The organism is Neisseria sicca VK64, assembly GCF_000260655.1.
In the GTDB taxonomy this organism is placed as follows: Bacteria; Pseudomonadota; Gammaproteobacteria; order Burkholderiales; family Neisseriaceae; genus Neisseria; species Neisseria sicca_B.
On record NZ_AJMT01000182.1, the window covers coordinates 1 to 21620 of the forward strand.

Sequence of the window (21620 nt, forward strand, 5' to 3'; positions counted from 1 at the left end):
CGGAAATGGTATTTATCGGCGGCGGTGCAGGTATGGCACCGATGCGCTCCCACATTTTCGACCAGTTGAAACGTTTGAACTCCAAACGCAAAATCACCTTCTGGTACGGCGCACGCTCCAAACGCGAAATGTTCTATGTTGAAGACTTCGACCAACTCGCAGCAGAGTTCCCGAACTTTACATGGCACGTCGCCTTGTCCGATCCGCTGCCGGAAGACAACTGGGACGGCTACACAGGCTTCATCCACAACGTGGTTTACGAAAACCACCTGAAAAACCACGAAGCACCGGAAGACTGCGAATTCTATATGTGCGGCCCGCCGATCATGAACCAGTCTGTCATCAAAATGCTCAAAGACTTGGGTGTGGAAGATGAAAACATCCTCTTGGATGACTTTGGTGGTTAAGTATTTGGCTTCAAATACAAAAGGAAGAAACCTTGGTTTCTTCCTTTTTTGTTGATGTGAATTGAAATAGAAGTAGGGTATTTGCCTGCCGTTATCCTTATTTGTCGAAATAACCGGAATAAGTTTTCTCCTCATCTTATCTTATCCACGATATCTCTCAAATTTCTGCTTCATTTTTGAAGGCAAATATAGTGGATTAACTTTAAACCAGGACGGCGTTGCCTTGCCTTAGCTCAAAGAGAACGATTCTCTAAGGTGCTGAAGCACCAAGTGAATCGGTTCCGTACTATCTGCACTGTCTGCGGCTTCGTCGCCTTGTCCTGATTTAAATTTAATCCACTATAGTGGCAAATCAGATGATTTGAAGAGAATTGATGAAGACCACGATAATGGCAATCGGAGCGATGTAGCGCAACGCGCCCAGCCATAGATATAGAAGCGTTTTCGGTACGGTACTGCCCATGCCGGCATGGGTCAAAACGGACTGCCTGTCTTGAATCCAGCCGGTAAAGATGGAGATGCTTAATGCGCATAGCGGCATAATGATGGCAGTAATAATGTAGTCCCATAAATCAAAAATAGATTTATTGAAAATAAGCACATCGCTCCATACGCCAAAGGATAGGGCAGAAGGGATGCCGACAATAAAGATGGCAATGCCGATGGCCCAAGTGTGCCGGCTGCGTTTGCGTTCATCTTGGCGGATGGTTGCCGCAATGACGGTTTCCAGCATGGAAAACGCTGAAGTCAGCGTGGCAAAGACAACCAACATCATGAACACGGCAAACAGATAGTTGCCGGACGGAATTTTCATGAATACGGCAGGCAAGACCACGAAAATCAGACCGGGACCTTGGCTGGGCGTGGCACCCAACGCGAATACCGCCGGAAAGATGACTAAGCCTGCCAGCAGCGATACCAGCAGGTTCATCCACATAATGATATTGCCCGAGCGGAACATATCCTGATCTTTCCCCAAATACGAGGCGTAGGTAATCATTGCCGATACGCCGATACTCAACGCAAAGAAAGCCTGACCCAGCGCGGTCAGCATCGTTTCCGATTTGATTTTCGACCAATCCGGTTTCAATAAAAAACTGACGCCTTCCATCGCGCCGGGCAAGGTCAGCGAGCGGATGGCCAAAACGATAAACAAAATAAACAAAGCAGGCATCAGATAGCGGTTTGCTTTTTCAATGCCGTCAGAGATTCCGCCTTTGACTACCCAAATGGTAATCAGCATGAACAGCCCCTGATAAAGAATCGAGCTTGTCGGATTGGAAATTGTTTTTTCGAATAGGGCGCCAAAATCAACGTTCGGGGCAATTTCGCCGGTGAAGCTGTGTACGACATAATTCAAAACCCAGCCGCCGACTACGCTGTAAAACGACAATAAAATGAAGCACGCCGCCACACCGATCCTGCCGACCCAAGGCCAAAGCGAGCCGGGACGCAGGGTTTTGAACGAATCGATGGCGTTTTTACCGCCTGTGCGCCCGATATAAAACTCGGCAAGCTGTACCGGCAACGCCACGATAATCGTGAAGATGACAAACAGAAGGACAAAAATTGCCCCGCCGTTCGTACCGGCGGTATAAGGGAATTTCCAAATCGCACCCAAACCGATGGCAGAGCCTGCCGCGGCAAGGACGAAACCGATTTTGGAAGACCAAGAGGATGAATGACTCATAGCGGGATATGTCGAGAAATAAAATTGGCTGAATTGTAACAAAGCGTAGTCGGGGATAATACTGGATGGCGGACGCGGCGGAAAATAACGCATGGATGGTGCGTAGAACGATAAGCTTTTGGCGTGAATTTTTTAAATGGCTATGATTTGAGAAATGATTTAAATTAAAATGTGTAAAAAAAGATATTTTATGCCAAAAATTGAGAGAGGTCGTCTGAAAACCGGTTCAGACGACCTCTTGTTTGTGCGGACAGCGTGAACATTTCAGCCTGACTTCGCCATACAGTTACAGCAGCCTAATATCCTGCGGGGTTGGCGTGGAAGTCAGAACCAAACCACGCCGGTTCTGAATTTCCATCAGGCCGCTATAAAATTACCGGTTGCGTTACGGCATCGTAGTGCTGCACGTTTTCCGTATCGGCGGTGTAGCTAAAGCTGCCGACTCCGTTGTTGACCGTTTCAAATCCGCCGGTTTGACCGCTTGCCGACAGTTTGTCCAGCAGGGTTTCTACGGTAAATGTCCCTTCGTCAAATCGGAATTCTCCGACAGAAGCGGTGTTGCTGCCTTTGAGATATTGGTTGTCGATGGTGATTTTACCGCCTGAATTGGCAATGGTGATTTCCCAATCGATTGAACCGTTTGCGTCGGTGCTTGCATGGATATGCAAATCCTTGACGGCGATGCCTTGTCCGAATTGGAGGGCGTTGTTGCCGTGATTGTCGGAAATGGTGTCGTGTCCCTCTCCGAAGCAGAAGACATAGGTATCATTCCCTGCGCCGCCATACAGGATATCGTCGTCTAAACCGCCAAACAGTAAGTCGTCGCCTGAGCCGCCATACAGGACGTCTTTGCCTGCCTCGCCATAAAAGACATCGTTGTTTTCGCCGCCGAACAACGTATCATTGCCCGCCCCACCATTGAGATGGTCGTCTCCGCCGTTGCCGAAAATCACATCGTTTCCCGAATCTCCATTGACGGTATCTCTGCCGTCGCCGCCTCTGACGATATCGTTGCCATCGCCGCCACTGATGAAGTTGGTTCCACCGCTGACGAATACGGTATCGTTGCCGCCGCCGGCATAAATGCTGTCATCGCCGCTTTTGCCGTCAATATGGTCTATGCCGTCTGTGCCTTTGATGCTGTCGCTGCCTGCCGTGCCTGTAATATAGGTAACGCTGACGGATTTGAAGCCGGTGGTTTCGTTGGCGTAATAATAATTTTGATCGGGAATATTGCTGAGTTCCTGACGGGTAATGGAGGTAACTTTTTCCGGATGATCAACGGCGGACGGGGCAGAAACCGCCGCATTTCCGATGATGTTGTTGCCGGATAGGGCGATGCCTTTGCCGTTTGAAATCGGCAATGTTTTAGTGATGGCTGTGTCGGACAGGTTGTCGGCGATGATGTTGTTTTCGACTTTGACGTTTTTGATTGCGCCATGCTCTTCTTCAAAGTCGATAGAGCCTTTTTCGCGTCCGTATGTGTCGGTTCGGGTGCCGTTGCCGATTAACAGATTGTCCCGAACCGAAATACCTTTTTTGTTCAGGTCAAAATTGTGTCCTTGGAAAACGGTGTTGAGGCGTATGCCCGACCATGCGGCATTGTCGCGAATCAGGTTGCCGGCTACTTCATGTCCGGCGCCGCCGAAGATGCCGATACCTGCCGCGCGCCAGCCGAGTTCGACGGTGTTGTTCAGGAAACGGTTGTTTTCGGCTACTTTGGATTCTGTTTGGTCTGCAATGCTCGACCATGTCGCCAGACCGTCGTCGCCGTTGCCTCGGATGTTGGAATTGATGACGGTCGAATGGCTGGTTCCCTGCGCAAAATTAATGCCGTCTGCGAGATTGTTCCGGATGAGGGCGTTGGAGACGGTCAGTCCGTCTGTGTAGTGCAGTGGGTGTTCATTGTCCACTTTGGCGTAATCGCCGGTCCAGATGCCTACTTCAAAATGCTCAATGGCGATGTCGTGGATGGACGAGCCTTTGCCCAAAATGCCGGAAATGCCTTTGTAGTTGGCTTGTTGGTGGAAACGGGATGCCAAATTTGAATCCATCGACAGATTGCCGAAATCAATATTGTTGCTGCCGTGTTCAAACACGATGCCGCCGCCTTTTTTCACTGTACCGTTTTCAAAAACGGGCGGTTCCTCGCTCGTGAAATGCAGTTTGGTATGCCACCTGCCGGCGCCGCCGATGCTGATTCCTTTAGGGACATAGATGTGGAGCTGGTGGTCGAAATCAAACTGCCCTTCGGGAATGTAAACGGATTTTCCGGAGGTTTTTGCCGATTCGATTGCCGCCGTCAAGGCTTTCGAATCATCGATTCCGTCGTTTGCTTTTGCGCCGAAATCGGTAATGCTGACGCTGTTTGCGGGCTGTTTGATCGCGGAAGGGGCTTTTTCCAATTCAACGAAGTCGATACCGACCGGGGTGTTGCCTGATTGGTTGACGATGGTGACGATGTCGCCGCTTTGGATGGATGTATTTTTCAACAGCGTCCCCACTTCGTCGAACTGGAAGCGGGCGACACGGTCGGCAGCAGGCGTATCGTGGATTTTGATGTCTTCGCCTTTGTGGTGTTCATAATTTTCCAAATACTGCCAGTTGTGTTTTGATGATAAATCGAGGTTGGCTGCGGGTTTGCCGTTTACTTGGATTTCAACTTTGCCGGTTGCCCCGTCGGGAACGGTATAGCGGAGGGTGGCGGCATCCGCATCCGCTTTTGCTGTAAACGAAACGGCGGCATTGGCCGGCAGGTCAACGTAAGACTGTTTGCTGGCTTCGTGGGCAGTAGAGTGTGTGGAAGCGGCTTTTTTGACTGTTGCACCTGCTGAGAGTGTACCCTGGTCGGCTTCATAAGTCGTGTATGCGGCTTTGGCACCGTAGCGGGAGGGATCGTAGGTAACAGTTTCTGACATTAATATGTTCCTTTTGAAATGGTCTGTCATTTTGAACGGTAAAACATAATAGGCAATGCAACCGCTGAAAAGTTCTATGTCGATTTAAAAGGAAACGTCGTCTGAAAGGGGGTATCGTTCAGAAGGGATGTAGATGATGTGTCCTGTTTTTATTCGGGAAACCGTTGCACTTCAAATACGAAGGTACAGGGCTTTCATGACGGCTCGTCTGAATCAAACAAGCCTCGGCACGCATACAGCAGCCCGCCCGCCAATACGGACAGGCCCACCGCCGCCCAGTACGCATCGGCATAGCCAACCGACTTTGCCAGCCGCAGGGCGGCGAAACCGGCCGCGTAACTGCCGAGCAGGACGACGGAAAATTGCAGGCTGCTGTCGAGTGCGGCGGTGGCGCGGTCGGATTTGTCCATCACCAACGCCAGTATCACCGGCAGCAGCAGCGTGTAGCTCAGGCTCAGGGAGATGATTTGCGCGGGCGGCAGCCAAGGGTGGACGCGGGCGAGCGCGTCGATGGCGGTCATGGACGCCAAAAGCGGCAGTTGCAGCGCGTAGAGCAGGAACACGAGTTTGCGGTGCGGATAATTGCGCGAAAACCAGCCCGACAGTGGCGTCACAATCAGGCAGGCAACAGGAATGCCCACCGCCAGAATCCCGCCCGTCTGCTTCGGAGTGAAGCCCAAATCCGCCAGCTTGGGCACAAAAGTCGCCGCCGCAAACGCATACGGTGCGGCAACGGCAAACAGTAAAACCAGCCACTGCCAGCCCGTTTCAGGCCGCCGCCAAAAGGAGACCAGCCGCGCCGCCAACGCCGTCAAACCGCCTTGCGCCGTCGGGCTTTCCGGCTCGCGGTAGCACAAGAGTTGCAGCAGCATCAGCAGGGTGAACGCCAGCATAAAGCCCGCCGCCGCCGTCTGCCCGTATTCCTGATACAGCCACAACACCAGTGCGCCGCCGATCATCTTGCCGCCGCGCGCCGCCATCGTCTGAATTACGCCACCGAAACCGCGTTCGCGGTGCGGCAGGACGATGCACGACAAGCCTAACATTGCGCAGCCGTACACCGCCGACATTGCCGAGAGCAAAACGCAGCAGATCAAAAGCAGCGGGAAGTTCTGCGTGATGTCGGTGCAGGCCATTAGCCCGAACACCGCCGAAAGTCCCAGCGTCGCCGCCAGCAGCCAGCCGCGAAACCGCCCGAACCGCCCCGCCGGCCGCCGCTCCATCAGCGCGGCAAACAACACCTTCGCCGCTTCGATACCGCCGATTAAATGTATCCAGCTCAGTTGGTTCAGGCTGTAACCGTGGTTTTTCAAAATAGCGACCAGCGCGACCAGATAAAAACCGGTCAGCGTGAATTTGTAGGTGCTGCCGCCGATAAGCAGCAGCCAGTCGCGCGGGGCGGGGGATGTCGGGGTTTGTTGGGACATGGATGGCTCCCTATTGCGAGTGTACGGGAATGATGTGGGTGCGGTAGGTCGTCTGAAAAACGTTTCAGACGACCTACGGCTTTTCTGTTTTACATTTTCAAGCAGTTTTTCAGACGACTTTCGGGGGCTGTCTGAAATGGAAAAAAGCAGCCCCTTTTTATCCTTTCATCACCCGAAACGTCAGATTAATCCGCGGCTCTTGGATGCGGGTGCTTTTCAGGATGGTGTGCAGCCAGTGTTTCTGCGTTTCGCCGTGCATCAAAATGAGCTGTCCGTGTTCCAGCCACATTTCGCATTTTTCCTTGCTTTCTTTGTGTTTGAAGGCGAATTTGCGCGTTGCGCCGAGGCTGAGGGAGGCGATGGCACTGTCTTTGACCAGCCCCTGCCCTTCGTCGCTGTGCCACGCCATGCCTTCGTTGCCGTTGTTGTAGCGGTTGAGCAGGCAGGAGTTGAAGCGGGTGGGGCAGATGTCGGCGATGGCGGCTTCCACGCGGTTTTTGAGTTCGGGCAAGACGCCATCCCACGGCAGGGCGATGCGGTTTGCGCCGGAATAGCCGTAGTTGTAGGACGTGTCTCCGTACCACGCGACTTCGCGGGCAGTGATGATGTGCTTGCCGAATATCACGGCTTCGTCGTGCCGCCAGGGAATATCACGCTGCAAAATTTTAAAATAACGGTCAGCTTCGGCGATGGTGAAAATCCGTCCGAAATCGCTGACGATGCCGTCGTAGGGCAGAAGGTTGGCGTGCGGGTTGGCGGTTTCGGGGAAGAGGTCAAGCGTCATCAGCATCTCCCAATTCGTGCGCCAATATCGCCATTTTACGTCCGCGCTGCCAGCGGTAGCCGCCGATGATGCCGCTTTCTCTGATGACGCGGTGGCAGGGGATGAGTACGGCGACGGGGTTTTTGCCGATGGCGGTGCCGACGGCGCGTGCGGCTTTGGGCGAACCCATGCGCTGCGCCACCGTGCCGTAGCTTTGCAGGCTGCCTGCGGGAATATCGAGCAGCGCCTGCCAGACTTTGAGCTGGAAGGGCGTGCCTTTGATGTGCAGGGTAACGCAGCCGCGCTGTGTGCGGAAGATGTCGGCGGCTTGGCGGTGGAACGCGGTTTCCTGCCCGATGAGGCGGGCGTTAGGATATTCGGCGCGCAATTCGTTCAGGGCGGCGGAAGGGTCGTCTGAAAAACGCATGAAGCAGATGCCTTTGTCTGTTGCTGCTGCCAACAGGTCGCCAAAGGGGCCGGGAATCAGGCTGTAATGGATTTGCAGGCCTGCGCCGCCGTTTTTGTATTCACCCGGAGTCATTTTTTCGATGCCGACAAATAAGTCGTGCAGCCGCCCCGTGCCGCTCAGTCCGCCGCAATGCGCCGCTTCCGCCACGCTTTCGCTGTTTTTCAGGGCTTCTTTGGCACGGCTGATACTGATGTGTTGCAGCATTTTTTTCGGACTGATGCCCGCCCATGCGGAAAATTCGCGCTGCAAATGTTCGGGACTGACGTGCACTGCCGCCGCCACCTGTGCCAAATCGGGCTGCTCGGCGGCATGGTCGTAAAGGTATTCGATGGCGCGGGCAATGCGGAGGAATTGGCGGGTTTGATTTAAGTTCATAAATTATCCTGTCGTTGTATGGGATAGGATAGCCTGAAAGCCGACAAGAAACGACCCGATTGTTGATGGAAAGATTGTTTGTCTGTCTGAAATTCATCAATAATCGGGTCGTCTTTATATCGCGGCTTCCTTAAACTTGCATCGTCTTTAACCGCATATGTAAGGAACGTTATGTCAAGCTTATTGAATTTGAACAATAAAACCGCCGCCGTTATCGGCGCGTCGTCGGGTATCGGTCGCGCGGTTGCACTGCTGTTGGCGGAGCACGGCGCAAACGTTGTCTTATGTGCCCGCCGTGCCGACAAACTGGAAGAAACCGCCGCACTGATACGCGCACGCGGCGGACGGGCTGTTGCTGTTGCAGGCGACGCGGTGCTGCCTGAAACGCATGAAGCCGTCGTCCGCACGGCGGAACGCGAGTTCGGTGGCCTAGATATTGCCGTCAACAATGCAGGCATTATCGGTGCATACAAACCCTTGGCCGACATCTCGCCCGACGAATGGCGTGATACGCTGGACGGCAACCTAACCGCTGCCTTTCTTGGCGCGCGCAGCCAAATTCCCCTTATGCTCGCACGCGGTGGTGGCGCGATTGTGTTCACGTCTAGCTTTGTCGGCACCAGTTGTGCCCTGCCGAACAAAACCGCCTACGGCTGCGCCAAAGCCGCACTTTCCGCGCTGGCAAAAGGCATTACTGCCGACTATGCAGCCCAAGGTATCCGCGCCAATGCCCTGCTTCCCGGCGGTACGGATACGGAAATGATGACTACCGACCCGCAGCAGCGGGCATGGGCGGAAGGGTTGCATGCGGTCAAACGCATCGCCTGACCCGAAGAAATCGCCGCCGCGATTTTGTTCCTCGTCAGCCCGATGGGCAGTTTTGTAACGGGTGCGACCTTGTTTGCCGACGGCGGAAATTCGGCGGTGAAGTAAGAGACCGCCTGAAGATTACACGCTTCGGCTCAAATCTGCCAAAAACGCCTGCCGCTGTTCGGCGGTGGATTTGTCCATATTGCCGAAGTTGAGCCACCGGCGTTTGGCGATACCGATGCCTTTGAGCGTGTGTCCCACCATCGCTTTGCCGATGCCGTTGCCGCCAAACCATTTCAGATACCATGTGGGGGCGGTGGACGTGCTGATGACCAGTGCTTCTTTGATGTGGGATAGGTTGCCTTTCAGGCCTGTGGCAGTCGGGACGTAGGCGAATGTTTTCAGGAAAACTTTGTCTTCAAATCCTTTGACGATGGCGGGCATATCCGCCCACCAGATCGGAAAGATGAAAATCAGGCGGTTGGTGGTTTTCAATAGTTCCTGATAATGCAAAACCAGCGGGTCAAGGGCTTTGCCTTGGTTGAACAGGGCAAGCTCTTCTTTGGTGTAGGAGGGGTTGAAGCCATCTGCGTATAAGTCGATCAGCCGGTATTTTTCGCCTTTTTCGTCCAACAGTTGCTGCACACGCCGCAAAATGCCGTGATTGAAGCTTTGATCGTACGGGTGGGCATAAATGATTGTGGTAAATGACATTTTTGTACTCCTGAAAGTCAGTTGCCGAGTGTTCCCATGCTATCAAAAGAATGTCGGTTTGCTCAAATCCGTATCGGGCAGGCAAGGCTGAGTGATGGAACTGCTGCCGGAGCATGGATTCTGTTTTCAGACGGCCTTCAACGCTTCTTCCGCCCGCAGCAGGGCGGTTTGCTCGTCGGCTTCGACGATGTAGTTCACGCCCAGCGCGGGGGCGAGTTTGGACGATTGTTCGCGGAAGAACGCCAGTTGCGCCGCGTCGGGTTCGATGAGGAGCATGGCGGCGCAGCGTTCGGCGAGTTGCGGCCGGTGTGCCTTTATCCATTCGATGTAGGTTTTGCGGTCGGCAATGCGCTGTTCGTCGTTTACCTGCCGTCGCATGGGGGTGCAGACGGTGGCGAAGCGGCGGTTTTGGTTTAACAGGGTTTCGAATTCGGCCAGCCAGTCGGCGAAGTCGGCGACGTGGGTCAGGTCGGTCAGGTAGATGGTGCCTTCGGGCAGGGTTTTGGCAGGGGTGAAGTAGTGCATGGGATTCCTTTGGGTGTTGGGGAAACAGGGTAGGTCAATAGTTGGGCATTTATGCCTGGCTTTTTATTAGACTTCTTGTGCCGTCATGCCCGCGCAGGTGGGAATCCAGAATGGAGACTCAAAGGCACTTCTTTATCCGATAAGTTTCTGTACGGATGGGTCTGGATTCCCGCCTGCGCGGGGGTAGCGAAGCGGACTTGCGTAAGCTAATGACGGTAATCGGTTGTTACGGCCGTTTCAGACGGCCTCCATCATTTCAGCTCCGCCTAAAACTTCCATTCCGCACTCACGCCTACGCTTCTGGGGCGTTGGTAGAGCGCGTCTTGGCGGTCGGCGCTGGAAATGAATATGGGGCGGCGGCGGTTGAACACGTTGTCGGCGTAGAGCGAGACGCGGCCTTGTTTGAAGTTGTAGGCGGTGTAGAGGTTGACTTGGTTGTACGCGCCGATTTTGCCCGATTCGGCATTGTCGGCGGCGGAGTAGTAGCCGCCGTAGAAGCGCACGTCGCCGCCGGCTTCCCAGCCTTTGTCGTTCAGGTATTTCACGCCGATGTTGGCGGTGTATTTGGGCGCGCGGCCGAGTTTGTTGCCTTCGATGCCGCTGTCGGGATAGCTTTTGATTTTGGTGTTGAGCAGCCCCAGTCCGGTGGTGAGTTTCAGGCTGTCGGTCGCCTGCCAGTCGGCGGCGAGTTCTGCGCCGTAGGTGTGGACTTTTTTGGCGTTGCGGATGACGACGGAGTTGGTGCCGAGATAGAAGGGGAGCTGCATGTCGCGGTAGTGGTTCAGAAACAGGTTGCCGGAGAGTTGCAGGCGGCGGTCTGCGCTGCGCCAGCGGGTGTACCACTCGTAGTTGTTCACATATTCGGGTTCATAAGTGTAGGTTACGACAGGGCGGCCGAAGGTGATGCCCGCGCCGCCGGGGTTGTAGCCGCGTGCAGCTTTAATGCCGCTGACCCATTGGTCGGTGGGTTTGAAGGCGATGTCGATTTTGGGCAGGAAGACGGTCTGGCCTTTGTCTAAATCAAGGTGCAGTGCGCCGCTGCCGCCGCTTCGTTTGTGCGTTTCTTTTTCAAGGCGTGCGGCGGCCGTGATGTCCCATTTTTCGCTGGGGCTGTATGTGGTTTCGGCAAACAGGGCGCGCACGCTGTTGCGGTCGTCAAAGGTGTTGCGGCCGCCGACGCTGCGGATATCCACCCATTCGTCTTGTTTGCTGCGGAAGTAGTGCAGTCCGGCAAGGCCTTTCAGACGACCTTTGTTTGAAAAATGCAATACCGGTTCCCATTGCAGTTCGTGGCCTTTGAGTTCGGCGGGAACGCCTTGCGGGCTGACGGTCATCGGCAGGTGCAGCCGCTCGTTGTGGTAGCGGCCGTAAACCAGTTTGTTTTCCAGTTTCAGATAGTCGTTAAGCTGCCACGATACGTCCCAGATGCCCGATGTCGAGCCGGTTACGAACACGGGCTTTTCTTTTAAAAAACGGCGGCTGGCGGTGTTGCCCATGATTTCGTTTTGCGGCGCGCGCGAACGGATGTGGTTCAGCGTCAGGCGGCTGTAAAAATCGGGATGGTTTTCGGGCGTGAGCAGGAGTTTGAAGCGCACGTTAGTGTTTTCCACGCGGCGCGGGTTGCCGGTCGGCTCATAGGACACAAACGGCTCGTAACTTTCGCGTTGCTGCCGCTCCGCGCTCAGGCGGAAGGCAAGGTTGTTTTTCACAATCGGACCGGACACTACGCCGGCGATGTTGCGCGTTTTCTGGTTGCCCAAACCCAAGCGCAGCGCGCCTTCCCATTCGTCGGTCGGGTCTTTGGAACGCATCACCACCGCGCCCGCCACCGCGTTCTGCCCGCGCACATGGCTTTGCGGCCCGCGCAAGACTTCCACCTGCTGCATGTCCCACAGCGACTGCGTGCCGAAGGCGTATTCATTGTAAGTGGCGGAGCGGCCGTCTATGGACAGGTTCAGGCGCGGCCGCGTGCCCGCGAAAAACGCCACCGCACCGACGGCGGGGCCGGAGCCGTCCACGCCGCGCACGGTCGGCAAATCGTTGCCGCTGCCCAAATCCACCGTGTTCACAGTCTGTTTGAGCAGGTCGGTCGCGGAAAGGTTGTGGCCGCTGCGGTCGATGTTCGGCGTGGTGAAAACGCGGTTGGACGTGGCGGTTTCAAAGCCGCTGCGGTTGGTGCGTTCGCCGGTTACGACGACTTCTTCCAACTGCACTTGTTCCGCGTCTTGCGCCGCATCGGCGGCATAAATCCATTCGGAGGCAAAGGCGGCGGCAAGCAGCAGCGGCAGGCGGCGGAGGGTAGGTTTCTGCATTTCCTTATCCTTTCAGACGACATACGTCGGAGCGGATTGAACATCAGACAATCCAACCGCTCCGTCAGTATGCAAATATTTGTTGTTTACACATTTACATAAAACAAACTATTAATGTAAAGTATAAGAAACAAAAAACAGGAATGCAAGTGTTTATCATTCACTTTACTTGTTCCTTTTTATAGTGAACCATCTCAAAAACAATTCCCTCTCCCAGTTCGGCGGGAGAAGGTTTGGGAGGGCAATTCCGTGACCTTTATGAATTTGGCCTGCTAAGCATTCGACAGCCCCCTGTCCGCAGGGCGGAGAGGAGGGGCAAGGAAAGAGGCCGTCTGAAACGCCGCCATATTGCCATTGCCACCGTGGGAAAATATGATGAGTATCCGACTTGCGGATAACTTTAATGAAAACCCTTTTATGAACAAAATCAAGACCTTTCTACCGTCATGACTGCCAGCAAACAACAAACCATCGCCGATACCGCCCGCCGCCTGTTCCGCGAACACGGCTTTTCCGCCGTATCCGTAGGCGGAATCTGCGCCGAGGCCGCCGTCAGCCGCGTTACCTTTTACAAGCATTACAGCGGCAAAAACGCGCTCTTGCAGGAAATCGTTACCAAACAGAAAAACCGCGTCCGTGCCGAATTTGAAAATCTGCTTGCACGGCAATGCAGCCTGCGCGAAGCCGCCGAAGCCGTTTTTGCTCTGCAACGGCGGTCGTTCGACGAGCTTTATTCCGCCGCCTTCCTGCGCGATATCGAAGAGAACACCGATTTGGAGCTGGAGCGGTTTTTCCACGAATTGAACGAAGAAAAATACGCCTTTATGCGCGGTTTCTTCCATACCCTGCAACAACGCCGCCTGATTCAGCCCGATTTGCCGGTGGAACTCATCGACCTGTTCATCCGTCAGGCGGATATATTGATGCGCCATCCGCAACTGGCCGCGCTTTATGCCGCTGCGCCGCAAAAACTGCCGCAGGACGTATTGGGGTTGTTGCTGCACGGCTTGGCGGGAGAAGAGGGAAGGAACGAGGGAGGAGATTGAGTTTTTTGGAGAAGGTGAAAGGGATTCGCTGCATTTCTCATAAAACGTCGTCTGAAAACGAATTTCGATTTTCAGACGATGTTTTGATTAGATTGCACTAGATTGGCACTAGGAGCTGCATGGGTTTGCCCTGATGCAGGCAAATCAGGCAGGGAATGATTTAGCGAATTTGTCGGCGGAACATATGCAGGCACATGCTGCGGTATTGGACGGAATCGGGCGATTTCAGACACAAATTGGACACAGTTGCGACATGAAAAAATACCTTGCTTACGCAAGGCATTGATTTGATTGGTGGGTCCGGTGGGGTTCGAACCCACGACCAAGGGATTATGAGTCCCCTGCTCTAACCCCTGAGCTACAGACCCGTTCAAGAGTAGGGGCGTATTGTATCATAAATTATTCCGCTTACAAGGTCGTCTGAAAAAGATAATGTGTCTGCTATTGCCGACCGGCTTTATATTGATCATTTGGGTTGCACTGCCGCAGTAGACTTGTCTTGCCTGTGGTTTGCTGCTTTGGGTGGAAAGCGGATTTCGGCGGTCGATAATTTCCTGTCCAATGGGCGGAGTGTAAATGTTTGGAAAAATAAATCTAAAGTTATATTTTGATAGTTTACATTGTTTTGACCTAGCATTTTATTTTCAAAAGGATTTTGAAAATCTGATTCGGCAGACATGGTGGAATAGGGGAGTGAATATTGAGAAACAAGGTAGGGCGGTCGGTTATTTTGACTGGTTTGGGGCAGGGTTTTCACTTACAATCAAACAAGGTTTACATATGGCAACACTCCGCCGCTTGATGCCAAGGTTGGTTGCAGACGTTTTTGTTTGATTTCACGGCATTGTGCGGATGTGTTTGTCTAGGCTTTTCGTCCATAAGAAAAACAAGGAAAAACAATGCGCCGCTTACCAATTCTATCCCTCATCCTACTTCCCGCTGTGTCTCACGCCGCTGATTTTGACGGCGCGACGCTCAGTCTGTTTTGGGGTGCGCCGTTCGCGTTGATTCTTTTGTCTATCGCGTTGGGTCCGCTCTTTTTCGCGCATACCTGGCATCACCATTTCGGCAAGATTACGGCGTTTTGGACGCTGCTGTTTTTGATTCCGTTCGCCGTTGTGTTCGGTTTCGGGGCGGGTGTGCATACGGTTGCCCATGCGCTGGTTGAGGAATATATCCCGTTTATCCTTCTGCTTTTGGCTTTATATACGATTTCGGGCGGGATTTTGGTTTGGGGTAAGCTCAATGGTACGCCTGCGCTGAATACCGGGTTGCTGGCGGCGGGGACGGTGATGGCGTCTTTTATGGGGACGACCGGTGCGGCAATGCTGATGATTCGTCCGCTGCTGAAAGCAAACCATTACCGCAAGAATAAGGTGCATGTCGTTGTATTCTTTATTTTTTTAGTGGCAAATATCGGCGGTGGACTGACGCCGTTGGGTGATCCTCCGCTGTTTTTGGGCTTCTTGAAGGGCGTGGATTTCATGTGGACGGTGAAACACATGTTGATGCCCGTATTGATCAGTACGGTGGTGCTGTTGCTGGTGTTTTATATTATCGACAGCCGGTATCACGCGCGTGAAGCCAATGTGGAGCAGATTCGTCAGGAAGAGGAGGCCGATGAAGATTTGCGCATTGCCGGCAAATGGAATTTTCTGCTGCTGGCGGGCGTGGTCGGTGCGGTTTTGCTGTCCGGCTTGTGGAAGCCCGATCATCCGGGGTTTGAGATTTTAGGCAGCCACTATGCGTTGCAAAACTTGGTGCGCGATGTGATTTTGCTGGTGCTGACCGTTGTTTCGCTGCTGATTACGCCCAAACAGGTCAGGGCGGGCAATGAATTCAATTTCGACCCGATTGCCGAAGTGGGCAAACTGTTTTTGGGTATTTTCATTACGATTTCCCCTGTTTTGGCGATTTTGAAGGCAGGCGAGGCGGGTGCGCTGGGTGCGGTGGTGTCGTTGGTGCATGACGCTTCGGGCAATCCGATTAATACGATGTATTTCTGGATGAGCGGTTTGTTGTCCGCATTTTTGGATAATGCGCCGACTTATCTGGTGTTCTTCAATATGGCGGGCGGCGATGCTCAGGCGTTGATGACGGGGCATCTGTTCCATTCGCTGTTGGCGGTATCCATGGGTTCGGTATTTATGGGCGCGCTCACTTATATCGGCAATGCACCGAACTTCATGGTTAAAGCGATTGCCGAGCAGCGCGGCGTGCCGATGCCGACTTTCTTCGGTTATATGATGTGGTCGGTGGGGGTGTTGATTCCGCTGTTTATACTGCACACGCTGATTTTCTTCGTTTGGCAGTTGTTCTGATTCTTAAACTTCAAAAGGTCGTCTGAAAACCTGATTCTTGTGATTCGGTTTTCAGACGACCTTTTGTATTCTGCCAGGGATTAATTTGGGGCATCAATATCTTGTAATTTTATTGGAGGGCTGTTTTGCGTGGGATTCAGGGCAGGAAGCTGGAAAAAATCTGCGTAAATCTGACATAAGGCGGACTGTTCCTGCTAAAATCAAACGTTTTACAGTTTTCATTTAATTGTTGTTTTCCGTAAGTAAGGCTTTACTTTCAGACGACCTCCCCCATGCTTTGCCATTTCAAACGTCGTCTGAAAAGTTGGAACATTTTATTCTGTTTAACTCATCACAAGTAATGCAAATCTATGATTAAAATCAAAAAAGGCCTAGACCTGCCCATCGCGGGCAGACCGGAGCAAGCCGTTTACGACGGTCCGGCCATTACCGAAGTCGCGTTGCTTGGCGAAGAATATGCCGGTATGCGCCCCTCGATGAAAGTCAAGGAAGGCGATGCCGTCAAAAAAGGCCAAGTGCTGTTTGAAGACAAGAAAAATCCGGGCGTGGTGTTTACTGCGCCGGCTTCCGGCAAAATCGCTGCGATTCACCGCGGCGAAAAGCGCGTGCTTCAGTCGGTTGTGATTGCCGTTGAAGGCGATGACGAAATCGAGTTCGCCCGCTACGCGCCCGATGCGTTGGCAAACTTAAGCGGCGAAGAAGTGCGCCGCAATCTGATTCAATCCGGTTTGTGGACTGCGCTGCGTACCCGTCCGTTCAGCAAAATCCCTGCCGTCGATGCCGAGCCGTTCGCCATTTTCGTCAATGCGATGGACACCAATCCGCTGGCGGCAGACCCTGTGGTCGTGATCAAAGAAGCCGCCGAGGATTTCAGACGAGGTTTGCTGGTGTTGAGCCGTCTGACCGAACGCAAAATCCATGTTTGTAAAGCAGCCGGTGCGGACGTGCCGTCTGAAAACGCCGCCAACATTGAAACGCACGAATTCGGCGGTCCGCATCCTGCGGGTTTGAGCGGCACACACATTCATTTCATCGAGCCTGTCGGCGCGAATAAAACCGTTTGGACAATCAATTATCAAGACGTGATTGCGATCGGACGTTTGTTCGTAACAGGTCGTCTGAACGCCGAGCGCGTGGTTGCTTTGGGCGGCCCGCAAGTCAACAAACCGCGCCTCTTGCGTACCGTTTTGGGTGCGAAGGTGTCGCAAATTACCGCCGGCGAATTGGTTGACGCGGACAACCGCGTGATTTCCGGTTCGGTATTGAACGGCGCGATTGCACAAGGCGCGCATGATTATTTGGGACGCTACCACAATCAGATTTCCGTTATCGAAGAAGGCCGCAGCAAAGAGCTGTTCGGCTGGGTTGCGCCGCAGCCGGACAAATACTCGATTACGCGTACAACCCTCGGTCATTTCCTGAAAAACAAACTCTTCAAGTTCACAACAGCCGTCAACGGCGGCGACCGCGCTATGGTGCCGATCGGTACTTACGAGCGCGTGATGCCGCTGGACATCCTGCCTACCTTGCTTTTGCGCGATTTAATCGTCGGCGATACCGACAGCGCGCAGGCTTTGGGTTGCTTGGAATTGGACGAAGAAGACCTCGCTTTGTGCAGCTTCGTCTGCCCGGGTAAATACGAATACGGCCCGCTGTTGCGCAAGGTGCTGGAAACCATTGAGAAGGAAGGCTGATTATGGGCTTGAAACATTTTCTGGAAAAAATCGAACCGCACTTCCTGCCGGGCGGCAAACATGAAAAATGGTATGCCCTCTATGAAGCTGCGGCGACGATTTTCTACACATCCGGCGCGGTAACGCGCAAAGCGGCACACGTCCGCGACGCGCTCGACTCCAAACGCATGATGATTTTGGTGTGGCTGGCTTTGTTCCCCGCCATGTTTTACGGCATGTACAACGTCGGCGCGCAGGCATTCGGTGCGCTGACGCCTGATTTGCTGCAACAAAGCATCGCAAACGACTGGCATTACGCCCTTGCCAACGCTTTGGGCATTAATATGTCGTCTGAAGCGGGCGTGTTGGGCAAAATGCTGTTCGGCGCGATTTACTTCCTGCCGATTTACGCAACCGTATTTATCGTCGGCGGTTTCTGGGAAGTCTTGTTCGCCACCGTGCGCAAACACGAAATCAACGAAGGTTTCTTCGTGACTTCGATTCTGTTTGCCTTAATCGTTCCGCCTACGCTGCCGCTGTGGCAGGCTGCCTTGGGTATTACCTTCGGCGTGGTGGTTGCGAAAGAAGTGTTCGGCGGTACGGGTAAAAACTTTATGAACCCCGCGCTGGCAGGTCGTGCCTTCTTGTTCTTCGCTTATCCCGCCAATATTACCGGCGACACCGTTTGGACGGCAGTTGACGGCTATTCTGGCGCAACTGCGTTGGCGCAATGGGCGGCACACGGTTCGGAAGGTCTGAAAAACGCCATTACCAATCAACCTATTACTTGGATGGATGCGTTTATCGGCAACTTGCCCGGTTCTATCGGCGAAGTATCCACTTTGGCGCTTTTAATCGGCGGCGTGTTTATCGTGTTTGCCCGCATCGCTTCTTGGCGCATCATTGCCGGCGTGATGATCGGTATGATTGCCATGTCTTCGCTGTTTAACGTCATCGGTTCGGACACCAATCCGATGTTCAGCATGCCTTGGTACTGGCATCTGGTCGTTGGCGGCTTCGCCATCGGTATGCTGTTTATGGCAACCGACCCCGTTTCCGCTTCCTTTACCAATGTCGGCAAATGGTGGTACGGCGCACTAATCGGCGTGATGTGCGTGTTAATCCGCGTGGTCAATCCGGCTTACCCCGAAGGCATGATGTTGGCGATTCTGTTTGCCAACCTGTTTGCCCCGATTTTCGACTATTTCGTCGCACAAGCGAACATCAAACGCAGAAAGGCGCGCAGCAATGGCTAAGAAATTCGATAAAGACAGCTTCAGCGGCACGCTGATTGTGGTGTTGGCGGTCAGCCTGATTTGCTCGGTCATCGTGGCGGGTGCGGTTGTCGGCTTGAAACCGGTGCAGGAAAAACAAAAGGTTCAGGATAAACAAAGCTACATCCTGAGCGTTGCCGGTTTGCTCGATAAAAATACCGACATCAGCAAAACCTTTGCCGACCGCATCGAACAACGCGTGGTCGATTTGGAGACCGGCGAATATGTGAAAGACGCGCCGAAAGATTTTAGCGCGCGCGTTGCCGCCAAAGACCCCGCGCAAAGCATCCAAATCAAACCTGAAGACGATTTGGCAGGCATCAAAAGCCGCGCCAAATACACCGAAGTTTATTTGGTAAAAGGCGATGACGGCAAAGTCAGTCAAATCATCCTGCCTATGCACGGCAACGGTTTGTGGTCGGTCATGTACGGTTTCGTCGCCATCCAACCCGACGGCAATACCATCAACGGCATTACCTACTACGACCAAGGCGAGACTCCGGGCTTGGGCGGAGAAATCGGCAATCCGTTGTGGCAACAAAAATTCGTCGGCAAAAAACTCTTTGACGAACAAGGCAAACTTGCCCTGCATGTTTCCAAAGGCGGAAGCTTGGACAAAGAACATGGCGTAGATGCCCTTTCCGGCGCATCGCTGACTTCCAAAGGCGTACAAGGCTCGTTTGCCTACTGGTTCGGCGAAAACGGCTATATCCCCTACCTGAACAAATTGAAATCAGCAGGAGCACAATAATGGCTGATATGAAACGCTTGAAACATTTAATGTTTTCACCCTTTATCGACAACAACCCGATTGCCTTGCAGGTTTTGGGTATTTGTTCGGCGCTGGCGGTTACCACTAAACTTCAGACGGCCATCGTGATGGGTATTTCCGTCAGTTTGGTAACCGGTTTTTCCAGCTTTTTCATCTCGCTGGTACGCAACTACATCCCGAACAGCATCCGCATTATCGTGCAGATGGCGATTGTTGCGTCGCTGGTTACGTTGGTTGACCAATTGTTGCAGGCCTATGCCTACGAATTGTCCAAACAGCTCTCCGTATTCGTCGGCCTGATTATTACCAACTGTATCGTGATGGGTCGTGCTGAAGCCTTCGCCATGAAAGAGCCGCCGCTGGAAAGCCTGGTGGACGGTATCGGTAACGGCGCAGGTTACGGCATGATGCTGATTATCATCGCAACCATCCGTGAGCTTATCGGCTCAGGCAAACTTTTGGGCTACACCGTTTTCCAAACCGTGCAGGACGGCGGCTGGTATCAAACCAACGGCCTCTTCCTGCTGGCACCGAGCGCTTTCTTCATCATCGGTTTTTTGATTTGGGGTTTGCGCACATGGAAACCCGAACAGGCGGAGGAATAAGACATGGAACATTACTTAAGCCTTTTTGTGAAATCCGTCTTCATTGAAAACATGGCGCTGTCCTTCTTCTTGGGCATGTGTACTTTCTTGGCGGTATCGAAAAAAGTATCCACCGCATTCGGCTTGGGTGTTGCCGTTACCTTCGTACTCGGCCTGTCCGTCCCAGCCAACCAGCTCGTTTACTCGCTGCTCAAAGACGGCGCGATTGTCAAAGGCGTGGATTTGACTTTCCTGAAATTCATCACCTTCATCGGCGTGATTGCGGCTTTGGTGCAGATTTTGGAAATGTTCTTGGACAAATTCGTTCCCGCCCTCTATAACGCGCTGGGCATCTACCTGCCGCTGATTACCGTAAACTGCGCGATTTTTGGTGCTGTTTCGTTTATGGCGCAACGCGAATACAACTTCGGCGAATCCGTCGTGTACGGCTTCGGCGCGGGTTTAGGCTGGATGTTGGCAATTGTCGCTTTGGCGGGCATTACCGAAAAAATGAAATATTCGGACGCTCCCAAAGGCCTCAAAGGACTGGGCATCACTTTCATCTCCGCCGGCCTGATGGCGATGGCATTTATGTCGTTCTCCGGCATCCAGTTATAAGAAAGGATTCGGCATGGAAATTATTTTAGGTATCGTGATGTTTACCGTCATCGTCTTGGCTTTGGCACTGATGATTCTGTTTGCCAAATCCAAGCTGGTGAGCGAGGGTGACATCACCATCAAAGTCAATGATGAAAAAGAGCTGACTATGCCCGCCGGCGGCAAACTGTTGGGCGCGCTTGCCAGCCAAGGTATCTTCGTACCCTCCGCCTGCGGTGGCGGCGGTTCGTGCGGACAATGCCGCGTTGTCGTGAAAAGCGGCGGCGGCGACATTCTGCCGACCGAGTTGTCCCACATCAGCAAACGCGAAGCACGCGAAGGCTGCCGACTGTCCTGTCAAGTTAACGTCAAAACCGACATGGACATCGAAGTGCCGGAAGAAGTGTTCGGCGTGAAAAAATGGGAATGCACAGTCATCTCTAACGACAACAAAGCCACGTTCATTAAAGAACTCAAGCTTGCCATTCCCGAAGGCGAGGAAGTTCCCTTCCGCGCCGGCGGCTACATTCAAATCGAAGCCCCGCCGCACACCGTTGCCTACAAAGATTTCGACATTCCTAAGGAATATCACGAAGACTGGGACAAATACAATCTGTGGCAATACGTTTCCAAAGTGGACGAGCCGATTTTGCGCGCCTACTCCATGGCTTCATATCCAGAAGAAAAAGGCATCATCATGCTGAACGTGCGCATCGCCACGCCGCCTCCGCGCGTACCCGATGCGCCTCCGGGACAAATGTCCTCCTACATTTGGTCGCTCAAACCCGGCGACAAAGTAACCATCTCCGGCCCGTTCGGCGAATTCTTCGCCAAAGACACCGATGCGGAAATGGTATTTATCGGCGGCGGTGCAGGTATGGCACCGATGCGCTCCCACATTTTCGACCAGTTGAAACGTTTGAACTCCAAACGCAAAATCACC

The 21620-nt window shown here is 53.3% G+C and carries 18 protein-coding genes, 1 tRNA gene and 1 pseudogene; 11 read left to right on the forward strand and 9 right to left on the reverse strand.

The genetic code is table 11. The features are described 5' to 3' along the window. Positions 1 to 407 (forward strand): Na+-translocating NADH-quinone reductase subunit F (locus HMPREF1051_RS10455; protein ID WP_036492988.1); only part of this gene is annotated, 407 nt, incomplete at its 5' end. Positions 408 to 759: 352 nt separating this feature from the next. Here HMPREF1051_RS10455 and HMPREF1051_RS10460 read toward each other — a convergent pair. From HMPREF1051_RS10460 to HMPREF1051_RS10480, 5 genes are all read right to left on the reverse strand, one after another. Next, positions 760 to 2097 carry a sodium-dependent transporter gene (locus HMPREF1051_RS10460; RefSeq protein WP_036492995.1) on the reverse strand — a complete coding sequence of 446 codons (1338 nt, stop codon included), beginning with the start codon at positions 2095 to 2097 and terminating at the stop codon, positions 760 to 762. Positions 2098 to 2462: 365 nt separating this feature from the next. Beyond that, complete coding sequence (locus HMPREF1051_RS10465) at positions 2463 to 5015, reverse strand: calcium-binding protein (RefSeq protein ID WP_003768355.1); 2553 nt, start codon at positions 5013 to 5015, stop codon at positions 2463 to 2465. Between the two features lie 194 nt (positions 5016 to 5209). Beyond that, positions 5210 to 6442 (reverse strand): MFS transporter, encoded by a 1233-nt coding sequence (locus HMPREF1051_RS10470; RefSeq protein ID WP_003768353.1) that lies wholly within the window; start codon positions 6440 to 6442, stop codon positions 5210 to 5212. 157 nt (positions 6443 to 6599) lie between these two features. Then, positions 6600 to 7226: an alpha-ketoglutarate-dependent dioxygenase AlkB family protein gene (locus HMPREF1051_RS10475; protein WP_003768388.1), complete on the reverse strand. Its 627-nt coding sequence runs from the start codon at positions 7224 to 7226 to the stop codon at positions 6600 to 6602. After that, positions 7216 to 8049, reverse strand: coding sequence for a bifunctional transcriptional activator/DNA repair enzyme AdaA (locus HMPREF1051_RS10480; RefSeq protein ID WP_003768380.1), 834 nt, complete (start codon positions 8047 to 8049; stop codon positions 7216 to 7218). The genes HMPREF1051_RS10475 and HMPREF1051_RS10480 overlap by 11 nt, the downstream gene beginning before the upstream one ends. 171 nt (positions 8050 to 8220) lie before the next feature. Here HMPREF1051_RS10480 and HMPREF1051_RS10485 point away from each other — a divergent pair. After that, a pseudogene (locus HMPREF1051_RS10485) lies at positions 8221 to 8982 on the forward strand (SDR family oxidoreductase). A gap of 15 nt (positions 8983 to 8997) precedes the next feature. Here HMPREF1051_RS10485 and HMPREF1051_RS10490 read toward each other — a convergent pair. From HMPREF1051_RS10490 to HMPREF1051_RS10500, 3 genes are all read right to left on the reverse strand, one after another. Then, complete coding sequence (locus HMPREF1051_RS10490) at positions 8998 to 9573, reverse strand: NAD(P)H-dependent oxidoreductase (RefSeq protein ID WP_003768360.1); 576 nt, start codon at positions 9571 to 9573, stop codon at positions 8998 to 9000. Between the two features lie 126 nt (positions 9574 to 9699). Continuing rightward, positions 9700 to 10098, reverse strand: a complete 399-nt coding sequence (locus HMPREF1051_RS10495) for a hypothetical protein (RefSeq protein WP_003768382.1) — start codon at positions 10096 to 10098, stop codon at positions 9700 to 9702. Between the two features lie 266 nt (positions 10099 to 10364). Next, the gene (locus HMPREF1051_RS10500; protein ID WP_003768390.1) at positions 10365 to 12410 is read right to left on the reverse strand and encodes a TonB-dependent receptor; all 2046 of its coding nucleotides are present in this window, start codon (positions 12408 to 12410) and stop codon (positions 10365 to 10367) included. Positions 12411 to 12856: 446 nt separating this feature from the next. Here HMPREF1051_RS10500 and HMPREF1051_RS10505 point away from each other — a divergent pair, with 446 nt between their 5' ends. Next, positions 12857 to 13456: a TetR/AcrR family transcriptional regulator gene (locus tag HMPREF1051_RS10505; protein WP_003768379.1), complete on the forward strand. Its 600-nt coding sequence runs from the start codon at positions 12857 to 12859 to the stop codon at positions 13454 to 13456. Positions 13457 to 13748: 292 nt separating this feature from the next. Here HMPREF1051_RS10505 and HMPREF1051_RS10510 read toward each other — a convergent pair. Continuing rightward, positions 13749 to 13824, reverse strand: a tRNA-Ile gene (locus HMPREF1051_RS10510). A 208-nt stretch (positions 13825 to 14032) separates the two neighbouring features. On the opposite strand from HMPREF1051_RS10510, the gene HMPREF1051_RS10515 reads away from it, so the two are divergent. The 8 genes from HMPREF1051_RS10515 to nqrF form a co-directional block, all read left to right on the forward strand. Further along, positions 14033 to 14290, forward strand: a complete 258-nt coding sequence (locus HMPREF1051_RS10515; protein ID WP_036492992.1) for a hypothetical protein — start codon at positions 14033 to 14035, stop codon at positions 14288 to 14290. Between the two features lie 65 nt (positions 14291 to 14355). Beyond that, positions 14356 to 15777 (forward strand): sodium:proton antiporter, encoded by a 1422-nt coding sequence (locus tag HMPREF1051_RS10520; RefSeq protein WP_003768369.1) that lies wholly within the window; start codon positions 14356 to 14358, stop codon positions 15775 to 15777. Between the two features lie 350 nt (positions 15778 to 16127). Then, a complete protein-coding gene (locus HMPREF1051_RS10525) occupies positions 16128 to 17471 on the forward strand; it encodes a Na(+)-translocating NADH-quinone reductase subunit A (protein WP_003768367.1) in 1344 nt (447 codons plus the stop codon). Positions 17472 to 17473: 2 nt separating this feature from the next. Then, a complete protein-coding gene (locus HMPREF1051_RS10530) occupies positions 17474 to 18706 on the forward strand; it encodes an NADH:ubiquinone reductase (Na(+)-transporting) subunit B (RefSeq protein WP_003768377.1) in 1233 nt (410 codons plus the stop codon). Beyond that, positions 18699 to 19475: a Na(+)-translocating NADH-quinone reductase subunit C gene (locus HMPREF1051_RS10535; protein WP_003768357.1), complete on the forward strand. Its 777-nt coding sequence runs from the start codon at positions 18699 to 18701 to the stop codon at positions 19473 to 19475. Before HMPREF1051_RS10530 ends, HMPREF1051_RS10535 begins: the two co-directional genes overlap by 8 nt. Then, complete coding sequence (locus HMPREF1051_RS10540; RefSeq protein WP_003755984.1) at positions 19475 to 20101, forward strand: NADH:ubiquinone reductase (Na(+)-transporting) subunit D; 627 nt, start codon at positions 19475 to 19477, stop codon at positions 20099 to 20101. The genes HMPREF1051_RS10535 and HMPREF1051_RS10540 overlap by 1 nt, the downstream gene beginning before the upstream one ends. 3 nt (positions 20102 to 20104) lie before the next feature. Further along, positions 20105 to 20698 carry an NADH:ubiquinone reductase (Na(+)-transporting) subunit E gene (gene nqrE, locus HMPREF1051_RS10545; RefSeq protein WP_003755986.1) on the forward strand — a complete coding sequence of 198 codons (594 nt, stop codon included), beginning with the start codon at positions 20105 to 20107 and terminating at the stop codon, positions 20696 to 20698. A gap of 13 nt (positions 20699 to 20711) precedes the next feature. Then, the coding region (gene nqrF, locus HMPREF1051_RS10550) for an NADH:ubiquinone reductase (Na(+)-transporting) subunit F (RefSeq protein WP_003768386.1) at positions 20712 to 21620 on the forward strand (909 nt) is incomplete at its 3' end.

Bases quoted from the DNA above. Each gene is read 5' to 3' on its own strand.
- HMPREF1051_RS10460 (WP_036492995.1), bottom strand. From the start codon at position 2,097: ATGAGTCATTCATCCTCTTGGTCTTCCAAAATCGGTTTCGTCCTTGCC.
- HMPREF1051_RS10465 (WP_003768355.1), bottom strand. From the start codon at position 5,015: ATGTCAGAAACTGTTACCTACGATCCCTCCCGCTACGGTGCCAAAGCC.
- HMPREF1051_RS10470 (WP_003768353.1), bottom strand. From the start codon at position 6,442: ATGTCCCAACAAACCCCGACATCCCCCGCCCCGCGCGACTGGCTGCTG.
- HMPREF1051_RS10475 (WP_003768388.1), bottom strand. From the start codon at position 7,226: ATGACGCTTGACCTCTTCCCCGAAACCGCCAACCCGCACGCCAACCTT.
- HMPREF1051_RS10480 (WP_003768380.1), bottom strand. From the start codon at position 8,049: ATGAACTTAAATCAAACCCGCCAATTCCTCCGCATTGCCCGCGCCATC.
- HMPREF1051_RS10490 (WP_003768360.1), bottom strand. From the start codon at position 9,573: ATGTCATTTACCACAATCATTTATGCCCACCCGTACGATCAAAGCTTC.
- HMPREF1051_RS10495 (WP_003768382.1), bottom strand. From the start codon at position 10,098: ATGCACTACTTCACCCCTGCCAAAACCCTGCCCGAAGGCACCATCTAC.
- HMPREF1051_RS10500 (WP_003768390.1), bottom strand. From the start codon at position 12,410: ATGCAGAAACCTACCCTCCGCCGCCTGCCGCTGCTGCTTGCCGCCGCC.
- HMPREF1051_RS10505 (WP_003768379.1), top strand. From the start codon at position 12,857: ATGACTGCCAGCAAACAACAAACCATCGCCGATACCGCCCGCCGCCTG.
- HMPREF1051_RS10515 (WP_036492992.1), top strand. From the start codon at position 14,033: ATGTTTGGAAAAATAAATCTAAAGTTATATTTTGATAGTTTACATTGT.
- HMPREF1051_RS10520 (WP_003768369.1), top strand. From the start codon at position 14,356: ATGCGCCGCTTACCAATTCTATCCCTCATCCTACTTCCCGCTGTGTCT.
- HMPREF1051_RS10525 (WP_003768367.1), top strand. From the start codon at position 16,128: ATGATTAAAATCAAAAAAGGCCTAGACCTGCCCATCGCGGGCAGACCG.
- HMPREF1051_RS10530 (WP_003768377.1), top strand. From the start codon at position 17,474: ATGGGCTTGAAACATTTTCTGGAAAAAATCGAACCGCACTTCCTGCCG.
- HMPREF1051_RS10535 (WP_003768357.1), top strand. From the start codon at position 18,699: ATGGCTAAGAAATTCGATAAAGACAGCTTCAGCGGCACGCTGATTGTG.
- HMPREF1051_RS10540 (WP_003755984.1), top strand. From the start codon at position 19,475: ATGGCTGATATGAAACGCTTGAAACATTTAATGTTTTCACCCTTTATC.
- nqrE (WP_003755986.1), top strand. From the start codon at position 20,105: ATGGAACATTACTTAAGCCTTTTTGTGAAATCCGTCTTCATTGAAAAC.